The sequence below is a fragment of the Paenibacillus xylanexedens genome (assembly GCF_007676705.1).
Lineage (GTDB): Bacteria > Bacillota > Bacilli > Paenibacillales > Paenibacillaceae > Paenibacillus > Paenibacillus xylanexedens_C.
In genome coordinates this window covers 371,287-387,374 of the sequence record NZ_VEBF01000002.1, presented here as the reverse complement: position 1 = coordinate 387,374, position 16,088 = coordinate 371,287, and the positions used below count along the sequence as shown (strand labels likewise).

Genomic DNA, 16,088 nt, shown 5'->3' with positions numbered 1-16,088 from the left:
ATATGGTAGTAGGCGACGCTTCTCTCAATATCGACACATTAGTAATTGGTGCGGGTCCTGGCGGCTATGTAGCTGCCATCCGCGCTGCTCAACTGGGCCAAAGCGTATTGATCGTAGACAAATCCGAACTGGGCGGTGTTTGTTTGAACCGTGGATGTATTCCATCCAAAGCCCTGATCTCTGCTGCACACCAATATGAGTCTGCACTTCACGGTGAAGCTTTTGGTATCTCTGCTGAGAACGTAAAAGTGGACTTCAGCAAAACTCAAGAATTCAAAAACGGCGTTGTTAAGAAAATGACTGGCGGCGTAGCTGGTTTGCTCAAAGGCAACAAAGTTGAAGTTTTCAACGGTGAGTGCATGTTCATTAACGAAAACGAAGCTCGTGTATTCAATGACCACGAGTCTCCGCGTTACAAATTTAAAAATGCAATTATTGCAACAGGTTCCCGTCCAATCGAACTGAAGCCTTTCCCGTTTGGCGGACGCATTCTGTCTTCGACAGAAGCTTTGAACTTGCCTGAAGTACCAAAAAGCATGATCGTTATCGGTGGCGGATATATCGGTGCTGAGCTTGGTCAAATGTACTCCAAATTCGGTGCGAAAGTAACAATCATCGAAGGTTTGGATACAGTACTGCCAGGTTTCGATAAAGACATGACTAGCCTCGTGGCTAAAAACATGAAGAAAACAGGTATCGAAATCGTTACGGGTGCAAAAGCAGAAAGTGCTGAGCAAACGGACAAAGACGTAACTGTTAAATATTCCGTTAATGGTGAATCCAAAGAAGTTACTGCAGATTACTTGCTGGTAACTGTTGGACGTCGTCCAAACACGGATGGAGAACTTGGTCTCGACATGATTGGTGTTGACGTTGACGAGCGTGGATTTGTCAAAGTTGACCACCAAGGTCGTACCAGCATTCCTCACATCTTTGCTATCGGTGACATCGTATCTGGCTTGGCTCTGGCACACAAAGCTTCTTATGAAGGTAAAGTGGCTGCTGAAGCAATCGCAGGACAACCATCTGTAGTTGACTACAAATGTATGCCGGCTGTTGTGTTCACAGATCCAGAGTGTTCCAGCGTAGGTTACACTGAAAAAGAAGCTAAAGAAAAAGGACACAAAGTAAAAGCAGGTAAATTCCCTTATGCGGGTAACGGCCGTGCTGTATCTTTGAACCACGCTGAAGGCTTTGTGAAAATCGTAGCTGACGAAGAAAGCGGCCTCGTATTGGGTTGCCAAATCGTTGGTCTGGAAGCTTCCAACCTGATTGCTGAGCTTGGTTTGGCAATTGAGATGGGCGCTACTTTGGAAGATCTGGCTCTGACTATTCACGCTCACCCAACTTTGGGCGAAATCGTGATGGAAGCTGCGGAATTGGTTATGGGTCATCCGATCCACATCATCTCCCGTTAAGATCATCTAAGCTTCGGATTCGTCCGGCATTATACGTAAATCAGAAGAGACGAGTGACGCTAACGCGTTATTCGTCTCTTTTTTCTGAGCAAGAGCCGAGAAATTTAAGATACACGTGTATGTATATGATGAAAAGTTACACGCTTATAAGTTTCAGTGAATTGATTTTATCCAACAACTTAATTGTGGTACACTGTAGTAATGATCAGTCATGATGTGGCTCTAAGCCAATTACGGTCTATATATTTAGTATTTAAGTTAAACTAACCTTTTACACGAGAACGTAGAGGACAGAAAAAACCTGAAGAAGCGGAGTGTTCGCCTTTATCCCCGGATTTTACCTTTGGAAAAGGAAATCAAAAAAATCTGGGGATAACAGCGATCGGAAGGTTGTTCTGTCATCGCAGTGGTAAGTGTAAATATTCTTTGGTTTAGTATGAAATAAGAGTGCGAGGAGATAACAACATGAAAAACTATCTCGATTTATTACAGGATATTCTGAACAACGGCGTGCATAAGGGAGACCGTACCGGAACAGGAACACAATCCGTATTCGGCAGACAACTCCGTTATGATCTCTCCGAAGGATTTCCGCTGGTAACAACCAAACGAATTCATCTCAAATCGGTTATTCATGAACTGTTGTGGTTTTTGAGTGGCGATACCAATATATCTTATTTGAAAGAAAACGGTGTGAAGATCTGGGACGACTGGGCGGACGAAAATGGGGATCTCGGACCGGTATACGGCTCGCAGTGGCGTACATGGGAAGCACCAAACGGAGAAAAAATTGATCAGATCTCTGCAGTAATTGATTCGATTAAAAATAATCCGGATTCACGTCGTCATCTTGTCAGTGCATGGAATGTGGCAGAAATCAATAATATGAAGCTCCCACCTTGTCATTTCGCGTTTCAATTTTACGTTGCAGAGGGTAAATTATCATGTATGCTTACGATGCGTTCCGTAGATACGTTCCTCGGGTTGCCGTTTAACATCGCGAGTTATGCGCTCTTGACTCATATGATTGCTCAGCAATGTGATCTGGAGGTGGGCGATTTCATCTGGTCTGGAGGGGATGTTCACATCTACTCCAACCATGTGGACCAGGTTAAAACGCAGCTGGAGCGTGAACCCTATGCTTTACCTAAGCTAATAATCAAACGTAAGCCGGATTCTATTTTCGATTATAAGTTCGAGGACTTCGAGTTTGAAAACTACCAGCATCACCCGGGCATTAAAGCTCCAATTGCAGTCTAATTACGTGTTCAACCTCTAGAAGAGACTTGGATTGAAGGAGTGTATTACCCTTGAGTATTGAACTTGTGTGGGCAATGGGGGAGAATGGTGTGATCGGATTAAACAATTCGATTCCATGGCGTTTACCCAAAGATATGGCCTTTTTTAAACAACGTACGCTGAACAAAACGATTATCATGGGGCGTAACACGTGGGAATCTTTTGGCGGTAAGCCGCTTCCTCAGCGCCGTAATATCGTAGTGACAAGAGATCTGAACTATAAGGTGGAACAAGCTGAAATTGTGCATACGATTGAAGAAGGACTGAGCGTAACCAAAGGTGAGGAACTGTGCGTAATAGGAGGTTCCCAAGTGTATCGTGAGTTCTTGCCACTTGCAGATCGTCTTGTGGTGACCAAAATTCATGAGAATTTTGAGGGAGATACGTTTTTCCCTGAGGTGAATTGGTCTGAATGGGAACTGATCGAACAGATTGAAGGCGAACAGGATGAAAAAAATGTTCACGCGTATACATTCGAATTTTACGAACGTAAACGGTAAATCCTTCATAATTAAATATTGGCTGAGTTTTTACTGGTATAGGAGTGGCGCTGATTGCGAATTATTCGTGAACAGCGTCTTTTTTTTATGAAAAAATGAGTCACTTATTTGGGAATGTAGCGCATATTACATTAATATGACATGTTGGATTGACATGTATGTATATTATGCACGTTAACTAGCTTGTAATAGTAAAAAAGTGTAAAAGATTTGGGGTTTTAACGTTGTGAAGTCCTAAAACAGGTCTAATATTCGGGTTTTAGAGCGGTTTGTAGCAAAATTGTTGGGGATGATGACAAATTATCTGACATTTATATAACGTTTCGACCTTTTATTCCTTCAACTCTTGCCAGATTTCGCAGTGAAAAAGCACATTTGAGACCAAAATAAGGGTATTGACCATAGGTAGACTTGAACGATATGATGTATAAAATACAAATAATTATGCGGATAATCCATTTAATATTCAGCACAGTAAATGCTACTATAATTGAAATATCTTCGAGAAGATTTTGTGATACAATAGACAAAAACTCAGGTAATGAGTAATCCATTTCATATAGAACCATGCACATGAAGGGATTAAGACAAGAACGGATGGGGGAAAACGTAAGATGTCTACACCTACTGGATTTATGGAATACAAACGTCAACTGCCAGCGGATCGAGAGCCAGCGGAGCGGATTAAGGATTGGGAAGAGTTTCATAAACATATGGCAGAAGAAGAGCTCAGAACACAAGGTGCACGATGCATGGATTGTGGTACCCCGTATTGCCATACAGGTATAGATATGATTGGCGGCACGTCAGGTTGCCCCGTGCATAACCTGATTCCGGAATGGAATAATCTTGTATATCGCGGACTGTGGAGAGAAGCTCTTGAGCGCCTTCACAAAACGAATAATTTCCCAGAGTTTACAGGTCGAGTCTGTCCTGCTCCTTGCGAAGGATCGTGTACAGTTGGCTTAATCGGTCAGCCTGTAACCATCAAAACCATTGAAGAAGCAATTATTGAAAAAGGTTTCGAAGAAGGATGGGTCGTTCCCCAACCTCCTGAAAAACGTACGGGTAAACGTGTTGCTGTGGTAGGCTCAGGTCCAGCGGGATTGGCTACTGCGGCTCAGTTGAATAAAGCAGGGCACTCGGTTACAGTATATGAGCGTTCGGACCGTGTCGGCGGATTGCTGATGTACGGTATCCCGACGATGAAATTGGATAAGAAGGTAGTTCAACGTCGTGTTGATCTGCTTGAAGCAGAAGGTATCCAATTCATTACGAACACCGAGATTGGTAAAGATATTGCAGCACAACAACTGGTGGATGATTATGATGCTGTTGTATTGTGCGGTGGTGCAACCAAGCCGCGTGAATTCAATATTGAAGGCAGCGACTTGAAAGGCGTTCATTACGCCATGGATTTCCTCAATGGCAGCATCAAGAGCTATCTGGACTCCAATCTGGAAGATGGTCAATATCTGTCCGCTAAGGATAAAGATATTATCGTCATTGGTGGTGGTGACACAGGATCTGACTGTGTAGCTACATCGCTGCGTCATGGTTGTCGTACTGTCACTCAATTCGGTACGCATACACAAGCGCCTATGGAGCGGGATCGCATCAACAACCCTTGGCCGCAATTCCCGAACGTGTACACACTTGATTATGCACAAGAGGAAGCCAAAGCGTTATTTGGTCAAGATCCGCGTGAATTCTCGATCATGACAACCAAATTTGTCGGAGACGATGAGGGTAACCTCAAAGAATTGCACACGGTACAGATCGAGCGTATTGTGGATGAGACTGGTCGCAAGATTTATCAGCCAATTCCAGGTACAGAGCGTGTATTCCCGGCTCAGATGGCCATGATTGCGATTGGATTTGATGGACCTGAACAAACGTTGGTAGAGCAACTGGGTCTTGCAACAGATCGTCGTACAAACGTTAAGGCACGTTACGGCAAATACAATACCAATGTGGATAAAGTATTTGCAGCAGGTGACATGCGTCGTGGTCAAAGCTTGGTTGTATGGGCAATTAATGAAGGCCGTGAGGCTGCTCGTGAAGTGGACAAATACTTGATGGGTGCTTCGGTTCTGGTGTAACGAGGTACAAAAAGAGCGGATTAATACGAATACTAAACATTCATAACTGTAATAAGATTATAAATGACAGCCCTCGCGTTCAGCGAGGGTTGTTTGTTGTCTATTGAATAGAAAAGACTACATATTTCACGTAAGTGTGAGCAATAGCATTGCTTTTTAAGTGATAAAGATTTATTATTATATTATAATGATTATAAATAAGGATTTACTGAAACCAAGAAATTCGTACGTTAAAAGTAAAATTTAATGAATAATAAACCGGAGGTGCGACCTGCTATGGCAAGTAACCGGGACAAGTCCATTTCAGAACAGATATTTCACATTAAAAATCAATTGGTTGAAAAAGGATATAAGTTAACACAACAACGGGAAGTTACCGTACGTGTGTTGCTTGAACATGAGAAGGATCATTTTAGTGCAGAGGAAGTATTTCTGCTGGTTAAAGAGCAATTTCCTGAGATCGGCTTGGCTACCGTATATCGAACGCTCGAACTGCTGAGTGATCTTCAGGTCGTTGAAAAGATTAACTTTGGCGATGGCGCTGCTCGCTTCGATCTACGGAGTACGGACGGGTCTCATCACCACCATCACTTGATCTGTACAGAATGTGGAAAAGTAGAAGAGATCATGGAAGATGGCCTGCTACGTTTGGAACAACAAATCGAGCGTCAGTATGGCTTTGCTGTCACAGATCATCGTCTGGATTTCCAGGGTGTATGCAAAGAGTGCAGACAAAAGCATGTACTGAAAGAACAGGCAGCAGGTTAATTCATTCTGGGAGGGTGCTCCCGAATCCAAAATCTGATATAATAAGTTTCAGAAGCAAGGGGCTTCCGTCGGCGGAAGGCCCCTTTTTGCCGTCATGCGGACGGTGAAGGAGGAGAGATGGACGGATGAAGACACTGGTTATAGCGGAAAAACCCGACATGGGTCGAACCATTGCCGCCGTCATAGAACCAAAGGCCAAGAACAATCGCACGTATCTGGAGGGTGAACATTACATCATCACTTGGGCGATTGGGCATTTGCTTGGACTGGCTGAACCGGATGCCTATGATACGAAGTACAAGCGCTGGAATATAGCGGACCTGCCAATCATACCTGATCAGTTCAAGATTGTACCCAATCCGAGAACGAAAGATCAGCTCAAAATGATTGGAGAACTGGCGAAACGGGCTTCAGCGATCGTTAATGCTTGCGATGCAGGGAGAGAAGGGCAGTATATCTTCGCCCTCATTCAACAGCAGTTGAAGCTGCGTCAGCCTGTAAAGCGTCTATGGATATCGGATTTGACGGCTGAGAGTATCAGACGAGGTTTTGATGGTCTGAAGGATGCATCTGAATTTGAAAATTTAACCCATGCAGCTCGCGCCAGAAGTGAAGCTGATTGGCTGATTGGTATGAATGCTTCACGCGCATTTACTACTCGACATAATGCTTTGCTGTCTGTAGGCCGTGTGCAGACGCCAGTACTGGCGCTAATCTACGATCGGGAAATAGAGATTGAAGCATTCCAGTCGCAGACCTTTTATGAAGCGGCCGCCTGGTTTAGGCAGGAAGGTGTCGAGTACCGGGGGTTGCGTCAAGGTGATAAGCTGACTGATGCCGAGGCAGCAGAAGCCATTGCAGCCAGTGTGAAAGGCAAGACAGGGCAGATTGCCAAATACGAAGCGAAGCAAACGAAGGAGTATCCGTACCGTTTGTATGACCTGACCCTTTTACAGCGTGAAGCCAATGCCAAGTTCGGTTATGGTGCCAAAAAAACACTGGATATCGCGCAGGCCTTGTATGAAAAACACAAGGTGATTTCGTATCCACGGACGAACTCCAACTATGTTACAGAACAGAATATTGAAGGTATGCACAAAACGCTGAACTTACTCAAGAATGGGACGTATAGTGAGCTTGCACAAGGGGCCAAGCCGGAGCTTGTTCATAAGAACAATAAAGGGGTATGTAATCCAAGCAGAGTTGAGGATCACCATGCAATCTTGCCAACGTTGAAGCGACCGGGTACGTTATCCAAGGATGAACAGAACATTTATGATTTGATTGTAAGACGCTTCTTGTCTCACTTCTATCCTCCGGCGGAGTATAAGCAGCATACGGTGCTCACCGAAGTGGAGAAGCATCAGTTTAAGACATCTGTCAAAGAGCTGCTGTCCCTCGGATGGAAAGTGGTGCTCGGTTCTGGAGATCAGGAACAGGGTGGCGCAGGCAAGAAGAAGACTAAAAAGAACAGTAATGAAGAAGAGGAAGCCGAGGAATGGACGGACAAGGCTTTTGCCGTACAGCCTGACTTACCTGTTCAATGTACGAAGAGTGAGTTTAAGGAAAAGGCGACCCAGCCCCCCAAGAGTTATACAGAGGGAACGCTTCTGAAAGCGATGGAAAGTGCAGGCAAGCAGATCGAGAATGAAGAGCTGCGAGACGCGATGAAGGACAGTGGCCTGGGTACCCCGGCTACACGTGCGGCTACGATTGAGCGCCTTAAAAACGTAGGTTACATTACGCTGCAGGGGAAGAAAATGCAGTTAACCCTCAAAGGCAGAACAGCGATTGAATTGATTCGCCGAGCAGGCGTGGATCTGTTAACTTCACCTGAGATGACAGGTCAATGGGAAAGAAGATTATATCAGATTTCCAAAGGTGAGGCGGGTCAGGACAAGTTCATGGAGAACGTCAAGAAATTCACCTTGTCCATCATTGAGAAAGTACGTGTGCAAGCTCCAGCGCCAGCAGATGCTTTTGGAGAAGATTCGCGTGCAGGCAGGGGGAAAGGCAAAGGAGCCAAAAGCCAGGCTGGCAATACGAGGACATCTGCCAAGACAACTAGTGGCGGTTCAGCTGTAAAGACGTCACGTCCGTCTTCGGCATCTTCGTCAAGATCGAGCAGTAGGACAAGTACTGCTACCAAGGCGCCATCTTCAACTGCGAACCAATCAGGAGTGAGAGAGTTACTGGCACCCTGTCCTTCGCCCGGCTGTACAGGCCAGATCATAGAGGGCAAGAAGGGCTATGGATGTTCACGTTTCAAGGAAGGCTGCTCGTTTGTAGTCTGGAAAGAGTATGCCGGCAAAAAAATCACCAGTACGATGTTAAAATCGCTGATTGAGAAGGGGAGTACGCAAGTACTGTCTTTCAAACGGAAAGACGGAAGTACGGTGAAAGCACGTATTATTTTGCAGGACGTGGTAACAGGCAAGTTATCTGGTGAGAAGCAGGATGCGTGAACTTAGTTAACATAAAAGTAAAAAGGACCCTTAACCAAGGGTCCTTTTCTGTTGCTGCTGTTGTATATTTTCGTGTATGACCTTCGGTACCTCTTCCAATGCAGTGATGGTGTACATCGATGTTTCCGGATTAGGCTGAAGTTCTACAATGTTGTATTGCCATTCGTTTGGCTGTTTGATGTATATGCTGTGAATTCCGGCTTTTACTGCGGGCATAATATCTGTCCGAAGAGAGTTGCCAATCATCCATGTTGTTCGACGATCAAATGGACCGTTAGATAGAATTCCTTCCAGGGCCTCGATGTTTTTGTGTTGTCGGATATAGATCCGATCATCAAAATAAGCCGAGAGTTTCATCTGATCAATCTTGCGCTGCTGAATCACGGTTTCTCCACCTGTATATAAGTAGAGGGAATGTCCAGCACCTTTGAGGTTCTCAAGCGTTTCGACCATATGAGGGTAGGGTTCAACCTCCTGATCGTACACACTCATGCCCAACTTGCTCAGATAATTTTCTTCTCTGGGAGAAGTTGATCTGGCGAACTTCCGGGAAAAGTAACGATAGGTATCAATCAGGGATTGCGGGAAGTGATGACTAGCGAAGCCAAGCTTGTTCACGCCGGTTACATCAATCTCCAGTTGTTTTTCGCGGATCTCTTGCGTCGTTAGTGAATGTCCGTCAAACCACTCCTGCATATTCTCAAAAAATTCTCCCAAAATCAGGTTAAAATACTTGTTGCAATATACGAGTGTATCATCAAGGTCAAACAAAATATGTTGTTTCATTATTTTCATGATCTAACTCACTCCTTGTAGCCAGTAACTCCACAATGGTTCAACTAAATTAAATGCGAATGTAGGATTCCAGGAACATATTCAATTCAGATACGCCATCCGGCCGAATACTGTATTTCTCTTTGCGGTTACTTCCGAGCAGATGAGTCCGTAGAAGACCTGCGATGCGTAGCGCCATCACCTGATCTTTGACAGTGTCTTCGTCTTTATCCAATTCTTCACACATTTCAGCGAGGGATTTGGGTTCATCCGATACGTAACGAAGCAGGCGAAGTCTTTCGGGATCAGCCAGTGCATGGGTGAAACGTAAAAGGCATGTTGGCGGCTGGTCTTCGTTCTCTTCAGGTGCATCTACGGGATACTGCATGATCATCATCCCCTCATAGAAGCAGTACATATTAATAGGGCGATTGTGCACCGTTGGAAACAGGATAACTTCGTTCAATCCAGGCATTGGTTCAACAAGAACGCCTGCTGTAGCATATTCAATAAGCAGTTCAGATCCCATTTTATCAAGCAAAACGCGTTTTTCTTCAGCATCTTCTTCCAGCCATACACGCTGATCTTCACTCATATTCTGACAGTAGTGTTGATCCCATAGTCGCAATAATGGGACATAGCTGTTCCGAATACGCGTAGATTCTTCTATAGTAAGGGCGGGCAGAAGAGGAGACACACGTGCATACAGGTCATCCGCTGTCATTCCGGCAAGCATGTCCAGAAATTCACGATTCTCCTTCGTATCATTTTGATACGCAGCCCATGCAAACAGGACATCAAAATCATCAAAAGGCCAAGTGGCAGCAGGTGCGAGCGCAGCCCGTACATTGGAACTTAGTTTGCCTTCCACTTCCAGAATCCATTCAGGACCTATATCCAAATGCTGAATCCATTTTTTCGTAACATAAACCAGAAAGCTGTTGAGCATTTCATATATCGGTGAAACATCAATTTTAACATGATAAGTCATATTGTTGCAGAATCCTCCCGTCACATCTAAGTGTACGCAGCGACTTAAGTACTATTATGGCTTGTTTTGCAGGGCGTTGTCCACTATAATGTTCAAGTCCGGGGCAAAGCCCTGATTCAAGAATAGCAGTTCAAAACCATATGTATACCATACGAAAGTCGTCAGCGATGGCGATTTTTCTTTGTGTGCTCGCAGGAGGAATGAATTCTTGTCATCGATTACTCGCCCCAAACTATCACACTCGACAGCCAATTATCTGATTTTGATTACGGTTATTGTGGTAGCTGGAATTAGTCAGGGGCTTTTGCTGCCTGTGCTTTCGATTTTTTTGGAGCAAAAAGGGGTTTCACCAGGTTTAAACGGATTAAACGCTGCTGCATTGTACATTGGCTCTTTTGCCATGACTCTAGTTGCGGAACGACTATTAGGAGCACTCGGGTTCAAAAAATTGATTGTGGGTGGCCTGATATTGGTCATGGTCCCTTTAATACTATTTCCGTATTTACCAGATATTAAAATATGGTTCATTTTGCGTCTGATCGTTGGAATAGGAGACAGCGCACTGCATTACGCGGCTCAGCTCTGGGTGCTGCTTGTTACGGCACCTGAGAAACGTGGACGCTACATATCGTTATATGGCATGTCCTACGGTCTGGGATTCAGCATTGGTCCGCTGGGAATCAAGTTGCTTGGATTCGGTGATGCTGTCCCTTTCTGGGTATTGTTCGTATGTATGGGAGCAGTACTTTTGTTGGTATTAATGAAGCTTCCGAATACGAATCCGGAAAAAGCACAGCATGGCCAGCTGCCTGAACGGCGCTTCCGTCGTAGTCTGGCATGGGCTTGGTACGCACTGTTACCTGCTCTTTTATACGGGTATATGGAGGCCGGCATGAATAGTAACTTCCCCGTGTATGGCCTGCGTATTGGGTTCGACACCGATCAGATTTCGTCGCTGCTTCCCTTTATCGGTATTGGAGGTTTGTTCCTTCAATTGCCTCTGGGGATGTTGAGTGACCGATACGGGCGTAAAAAGATATTGATGTTTGCGGGCATCAGCGGGGGAATCATCTTCATGCTGGTTCCAGTCGCAGGTACGCATTTCTGGTGGACGCTTGTATTGTTAACGATCGCTGGTGGCCTGGTCGGCTCCTTTTTCTCATTGGGCCTTGCCTATGCCGCAGATATTTTACCTAAAGTGTTGCTGCCTGCAGCGAACGTTGTGGCTTCCTTTCATTTCACGATTGGAAGCATTATCGGACCGAATCTGGGCGGTCAGATGATTAACTGGATTTCGCCCGGAAGCATGTTTACCTTACTGGGAGTCATGTACCTTCTATTCGGTGCGGCAGGTATATTATTTCGTCGTAAACCGGAGTTGGAATCTGTGTTAAAATAGAAGCTGGTGTTCGCATGGAAATTGATGTCCATTTCCGAGTACACTAGTGGTAGGGAAAAACATGGACAAGAGGAGACATCGCGATGATCAGAGTAGAGAACTTGAGTAAATCCGTTGGCGTGGACCGCGTTCCCGTTCTACGGGATATTCGTTTTGATATGCAACAAGGTGAGATGATAGCTGTAGTTGGCTCAAGCGGTAGCGGAAAAAGCATGCTGCTCAAATGTCTGGCTATGATGGAGAAATGGGATTCAGGCCGATTTACGGTGGATGGCGCCGAGATTTTGAAAGAAGGCTGGTCCGGAAAACGGAAAATCAAACGGGAATGGGCATACTTGGAACAAAATCCAGAATTATTTCCTAGACGTACGGCTCTTAAAAATGTATTAATCGGACGATCGGGTCAGACTCCCGTATGGAGAATGGTAACCGGTATGGTACGTTCCGATGATTATATGGGTGCTATGGACTATCTCGAAGGATTGGGATTACTTGATAAAGCACATCAAATAGCAGAGAAGCTGAGTGGTGGAGAGAAGCAGCGGGTTGCCATTGCAAGAGCGCTGGCTCATGGTGCCAAAGTGGTTCTGGCCGATGAACCTGTAATTGGTCTTGACCCTCACACAGCAGATTCCGTGCTGGAAACCCTGCGCAAATTATGTGAAGAAGAACGTGCAACAGTCATTGCAGTATTGCCTATTGAACTTGCTGAGAAACATGCCACGCGAATCTGGGGATTGGCAGACGGCAAGATTGCTTTTGATATTCGTGGACGAAGATTGACACAGCAAGAAAAAAACCAGATTTAAACTATTGAAAAGAGTGATGAGATTGTTTAATTCACGGTGGGGACGCTTTGTAGCAGCAGGAACAATGGCGATTATGCTTGGTTCTGTTCTAAGCGGATGCACAGTCATAAGTGACCCAAAGCTTCTAATGAAGCAACCTATGATGTCCATGGACAAGGAAAAATTATATACGATTGTACAGAAGGAGCAACCACCGGAGAGTAAGCTAATTAGGCCCAAAGACCTGAATAATACAAGCATGATTCGTGTTGCGGATCTGAATGGTGATGGTACCCGTGAGGCTATTGTCTTCTATGAAACCCCTAATGAGAATGTGAGGATTCATGGAATGCTCTTAGAGGAACAGGGCGATACATGGGTGAAAAAACTTACATTTGATGTTCCAGGGAATAGCTTGCAATCGTTTAAATTATTGGATATTACAAATGACGGAAATCCAGACATTGTTCTGGGGGTCAGTGTTGAAGCCCAGAAAGCCTTAATGGCCTACTCCTATAAAGGAGGTGCCCTAGAACAGGTAATGGGTGGTGTGCCCTACAATCAATTTATTATTGACGATATTCAAGGAAACGCGCTGGATTTAAATGGGGACAACGAAAGTGATTTTGTGATAGTGACATTAAATACGAGTGGTTTTGCCTCAGTTGCCTTATATCAATTTAATGAGGGTAGTTTTAAAGAAGCAGATCGCATACAGACTGACTATACTGTGAAAGAAATATATAGCGCACTTGGCGGACAAATTGCCGAGAACAAAATGGGGATTATATTGGATGCTGAGTTAGACGATCGAAGTACGTTTTCGCAGATCATGTATGTAAAAGACGATAAATTAATAAATGCTTTCAAATCACCCGATCAAACATATAGAGATGACAAAATTTTAAGTAGTGATGTCAATAATGATGATATTATTGAGTTTGGATTAAAAGAAACACCCAAAGGCTGGGAGCATTATGTTTTTGATGAGCGAATGTGGTTCTATACTTTTTACCAATGGGATGGAAAAGATGGGAAGAAATTTGTCTCTTTTCAGTATCGAGACGATGCAAATTCATTCCACCTAAATCTCAAAGCGGATTGGTATGGGAAAATAACTATTGATACTAAATCAGAAAAAGAAAAGTATATTCGCTTTAAAAAGATTGACACCGATGAAACGGTTGGTGAAATTAAATATTTCACTCTTTCGCAGTGGGAACAGGAGAAGGGGAAGAGTTGGAAAGAAATAACCCGGAACAATGATCATATTATTGCTTCACGTGGTTCTCAACTCGATGCGAACCCTGGACTGCTAGAAAATTTATCGCAGACAAATAGAAAGGAAGAACTTAATGAGTAAAGTACTTATTCTTGAGGATGAAGAATCCATCCGCAGTTTTATCGTAATCAATTTGAAAAGAAACGGATTTGAAGTGCTTGAAGCTGGAGACGGGCATGAAGCGCTTCGCATACTGCAAACCGTACCGGACATTGATCTGGCTCTGCTGGATGTTATGGTACCCGGTATTGATGGTTTCGAGGTATGTCGACGGATTCGTGAAACCAATGAACGTCTGGGTATCATCTTCTTGACTGCCAAAGTTCAGGAACAGGATAAAGTATACGCACTCTCCGTTGGTGCAGATGATCACGTAAGCAAGCCATTCAGTCCAACAGAGTTGATTGCGCGTATTCAGTCGTTGTTACGCCGTGTGAACGTACATCGGGAAACGGCAGCGAAGGTTACTTTCCAATCAGGGCCATTTTCATTAGATCTGATCTCGAAGCAATTTAAGAAACAGCATGAAGCGATCGAGTTAACCCCAACGGAATTTTCATTAATTCAATTTTTCCTGGAAAAAGAAAATACTCCGCTCAGCCGTGATGTGTTGCTAGATCACGTCTGGGGCAAAGAGTACATGGGTGATCCTAAGATCGTAGACGTAAATATTCGTCGCTTGCGCCAAAAAATTGAGAACAACCCTTCCGAGCCGGAATACCTGCAAACCGTATGGGGTCACGGATACAAATGGAAGGGCCGGGATCAATGATTAAAAAAGGCATTACGCGACAGATTGTATTACACTACTTCATCGTAGTATTTCTTGCTCTGGTACTGGTTGAATTCATATTTATGCTTGCAGTGCAGAGATACTACTATGAAAGCATTTATAACACTATAAATCAGCGGATTACGATGACAAATGATTTTAAAGAACCGTTGTCTCTCGTGAATGGGGCAGAAGATGGCAATAATCTATCGTATTTGCTTGTAAATCTTCAACTTGATAATACAGAGCTACAAATTCTCGATTTGAATGGAAGAGTACTGGCCAGTTCCACGGCATTTGAGTCAGAGCATGCCGTTCTTCAGACTAGTGATATATCGCAGGCAATGAACGGAAATGTAGGTCGCTGGGTTGGGAGACAACCAATTACAGGAGAGCAAGTGATGGCAGTATCCCATAAATTGGACCTCGGAGGAGAGAATACTTACATTGTAAGATATTTGACTTCTCTTGACCTGGTTAATTCCAAATTGCTAGTGATGGGACTACTTGCCGCTGCCGTCGGTGTTGCCGTGCTTGCGATTGTTCTGATTATCAGTATTGGTATGGCGAATTCCATTGTGCGTCCAATCAACAACATCACTGCTGTATCGGCTCAGATGGCCAGAGGACGGCTGGATGTCAGGGTTAAAGGAAACTATAAGCACGAACTGGGCGAATTGGCTTCGACGCTTAACTTCATGGCACATGAAATCGTGCGCAGTAATCAGATCAAGGATGATTTTATCTCTTCGATCTCACATGAATTAAGAACACCTTTGACCAGTATTAAGGGCTGGAGTGAGACACTGGATTCAGGTGGTTATGATCCGGAAGAAACCCGCATCGGAATGGGTATTATCTCCAAGGAAACTGAACGACTGATTGGACTTGTTGAGGAAATGCTGGATTTCTCCAAATTACAGCAGAATCAGATGAAGCTGGTCAAAGGAACCGTCAACATACGTGAAATTGTGCAGGAAACGATGTTGAATGTCTGGGCCAAAGCGGAACAAAAACAGGTTCATCTCAAGTTGGAAACGGACGAGACTCGTGCTTATAATGTCCATGGAGACGGGAACAGATTGAAACAAGTTTTCCTGAACGTTGTGGATAATGCAATCAAATTTTCACATGAGAATTCATGGATCTTCTTGTCCGTCAAAGAGGAGAATGGTCAGATCATTGCAGCTGTTCAGGACACCGGTATTGGAATCAGTGAGGAACACCTAATCAAAGTAAGAGATCGCTTCTTCCAGGTAAATCATCAAAATGGGGGAACTGGGCTGGGGCTTGCGATTACGCAGGAACTGGTAGAACTGCATGAGGGCACCATTACAATGCAGAGTGAACTCGGCTCTGGTACAACGGTTACGGTCACGTTACCGGCTGTGGCAGAAGAGATGGGTACAGAGGAATCTGTAACGCAGCCTGATGATACTGAAGTAAGAGAAGCGACCGATGTAAAATTGGATCCAGAAAAGTCTTAAGGTTGTATAAGACCAAAAAAGGCGAGCCACAATGGCTCGCCTT

The 16,088-nt window shown here is 44.4% G+C and carries 13 protein-coding genes; 11 read left to right on the top strand and 2 right to left on the bottom strand.

Annotated features, from left to right (window positions below; genetic code table 11):
* Window positions 1-2 precede the first annotated feature (2 nt).
* The 6 genes from lpdA to FS628_RS11620 all read left to right on the top strand — a co-directional run bounded on the left by lpdA (window position 3) and on the right by FS628_RS11620 (window position 8,552).
* Window positions 3-1,418, top strand: coding sequence for a dihydrolipoyl dehydrogenase (lpdA, locus tag FS628_RS11645; RefSeq protein WP_124115257.1), 1,416 nt, complete (start codon window positions 3-5; stop codon window positions 1,416-1,418).
* 465 nt (window positions 1,419-1,883) lie between these two features.
* On the top strand, window positions 1,884-2,678 hold the full coding sequence (thyA, locus tag FS628_RS11640) for a thymidylate synthase (RefSeq protein WP_145322061.1): 795 nt from the start codon (window positions 1,884-1,886) through the stop codon (window positions 2,676-2,678).
* A 50-nt stretch (window positions 2,679-2,728) separates the two neighbouring features.
* Complete coding sequence (locus FS628_RS11635) at window positions 2,729-3,217, top strand: dihydrofolate reductase (protein ID WP_145322059.1); 489 nt, start codon at window positions 2,729-2,731, stop codon at window positions 3,215-3,217.
* A gap of 614 nt (window positions 3,218-3,831) precedes the next feature.
* On the top strand, window positions 3,832-5,319 hold the full coding sequence (locus FS628_RS11630; protein ID WP_145322057.1) for a glutamate synthase subunit beta: 1,488 nt from the start codon (window positions 3,832-3,834) through the stop codon (window positions 5,317-5,319).
* A 246-nt stretch (window positions 5,320-5,565) separates the two neighbouring features.
* Window positions 5,566-6,087 (top strand): ferric iron uptake transcriptional regulator, encoded by a 522-nt coding sequence (gene fur, locus FS628_RS11625; protein ID WP_313958588.1) that lies wholly within the window; start codon window positions 5,566-5,568, stop codon window positions 6,085-6,087.
* Between the two features lie 125 nt (window positions 6,088-6,212).
* A complete protein-coding gene (locus FS628_RS11620) occupies window positions 6,213-8,552 on the top strand; it encodes a type IA DNA topoisomerase (protein WP_145322055.1) in 2,340 nt (779 codons plus the stop codon).
* 30 nt (window positions 8,553-8,582) lie between these two features.
* On the opposite strand, the gene FS628_RS11615 is transcribed toward FS628_RS11620, so the two are convergent.
* Together FS628_RS11615 and FS628_RS11610 are read right to left on the bottom strand one after the other, a co-directional pair.
* Window positions 8,583-9,347, bottom strand: a complete 765-nt coding sequence (locus tag FS628_RS11615) for an HAD family hydrolase (protein WP_145322053.1) — start codon at window positions 9,345-9,347, stop codon at window positions 8,583-8,585.
* Window positions 9,348-9,396: 49 nt separating this feature from the next.
* Complete coding sequence (locus FS628_RS11610) at window positions 9,397-10,317, bottom strand: ArsR/SmtB family transcription factor (protein ID WP_145322051.1); 921 nt, start codon at window positions 10,315-10,317, stop codon at window positions 9,397-9,399.
* A gap of 208 nt (window positions 10,318-10,525) precedes the next feature.
* Between FS628_RS11610 and FS628_RS11605 the strand changes: the two genes are divergently transcribed.
* From FS628_RS11605 to FS628_RS11585, 5 genes are all read left to right on the top strand, one after another.
* The gene (locus FS628_RS11605) at window positions 10,526-11,716 is read left to right on the top strand and encodes an MFS transporter (RefSeq protein WP_145322049.1); all 1,191 of its coding nucleotides are present in this window, start codon (window positions 10,526-10,528) and stop codon (window positions 11,714-11,716) included.
* Between the two features lie 83 nt (window positions 11,717-11,799).
* Window positions 11,800-12,525 (top strand): phosphonate ABC transporter ATP-binding protein, encoded by a 726-nt coding sequence (locus tag FS628_RS11600; protein WP_091020744.1) that lies wholly within the window; start codon window positions 11,800-11,802, stop codon window positions 12,523-12,525.
* A 4-nt stretch (window positions 12,526-12,529) separates the two neighbouring features.
* Window positions 12,530-13,867 (top strand): hypothetical protein, encoded by a 1,338-nt coding sequence (locus FS628_RS11595; RefSeq protein WP_222125227.1) that lies wholly within the window; start codon window positions 12,530-12,532, stop codon window positions 13,865-13,867.
* The gene (locus tag FS628_RS11590; RefSeq protein ID WP_145322045.1) at window positions 13,860-14,558 is read left to right on the top strand and encodes a response regulator transcription factor; all 699 of its coding nucleotides are present in this window, start codon (window positions 13,860-13,862) and stop codon (window positions 14,556-14,558) included. The genes FS628_RS11595 and FS628_RS11590 overlap by 8 nt, the downstream gene beginning before the upstream one ends.
* Window positions 14,555-16,045, top strand: coding sequence for a sensor histidine kinase (locus tag FS628_RS11585; RefSeq protein ID WP_145322043.1), 1,491 nt, complete (start codon window positions 14,555-14,557; stop codon window positions 16,043-16,045). The genes FS628_RS11590 and FS628_RS11585 overlap by 4 nt, the downstream gene beginning before the upstream one ends.
* Window positions 16,046-16,088: the final 43 nt, after the last annotated feature.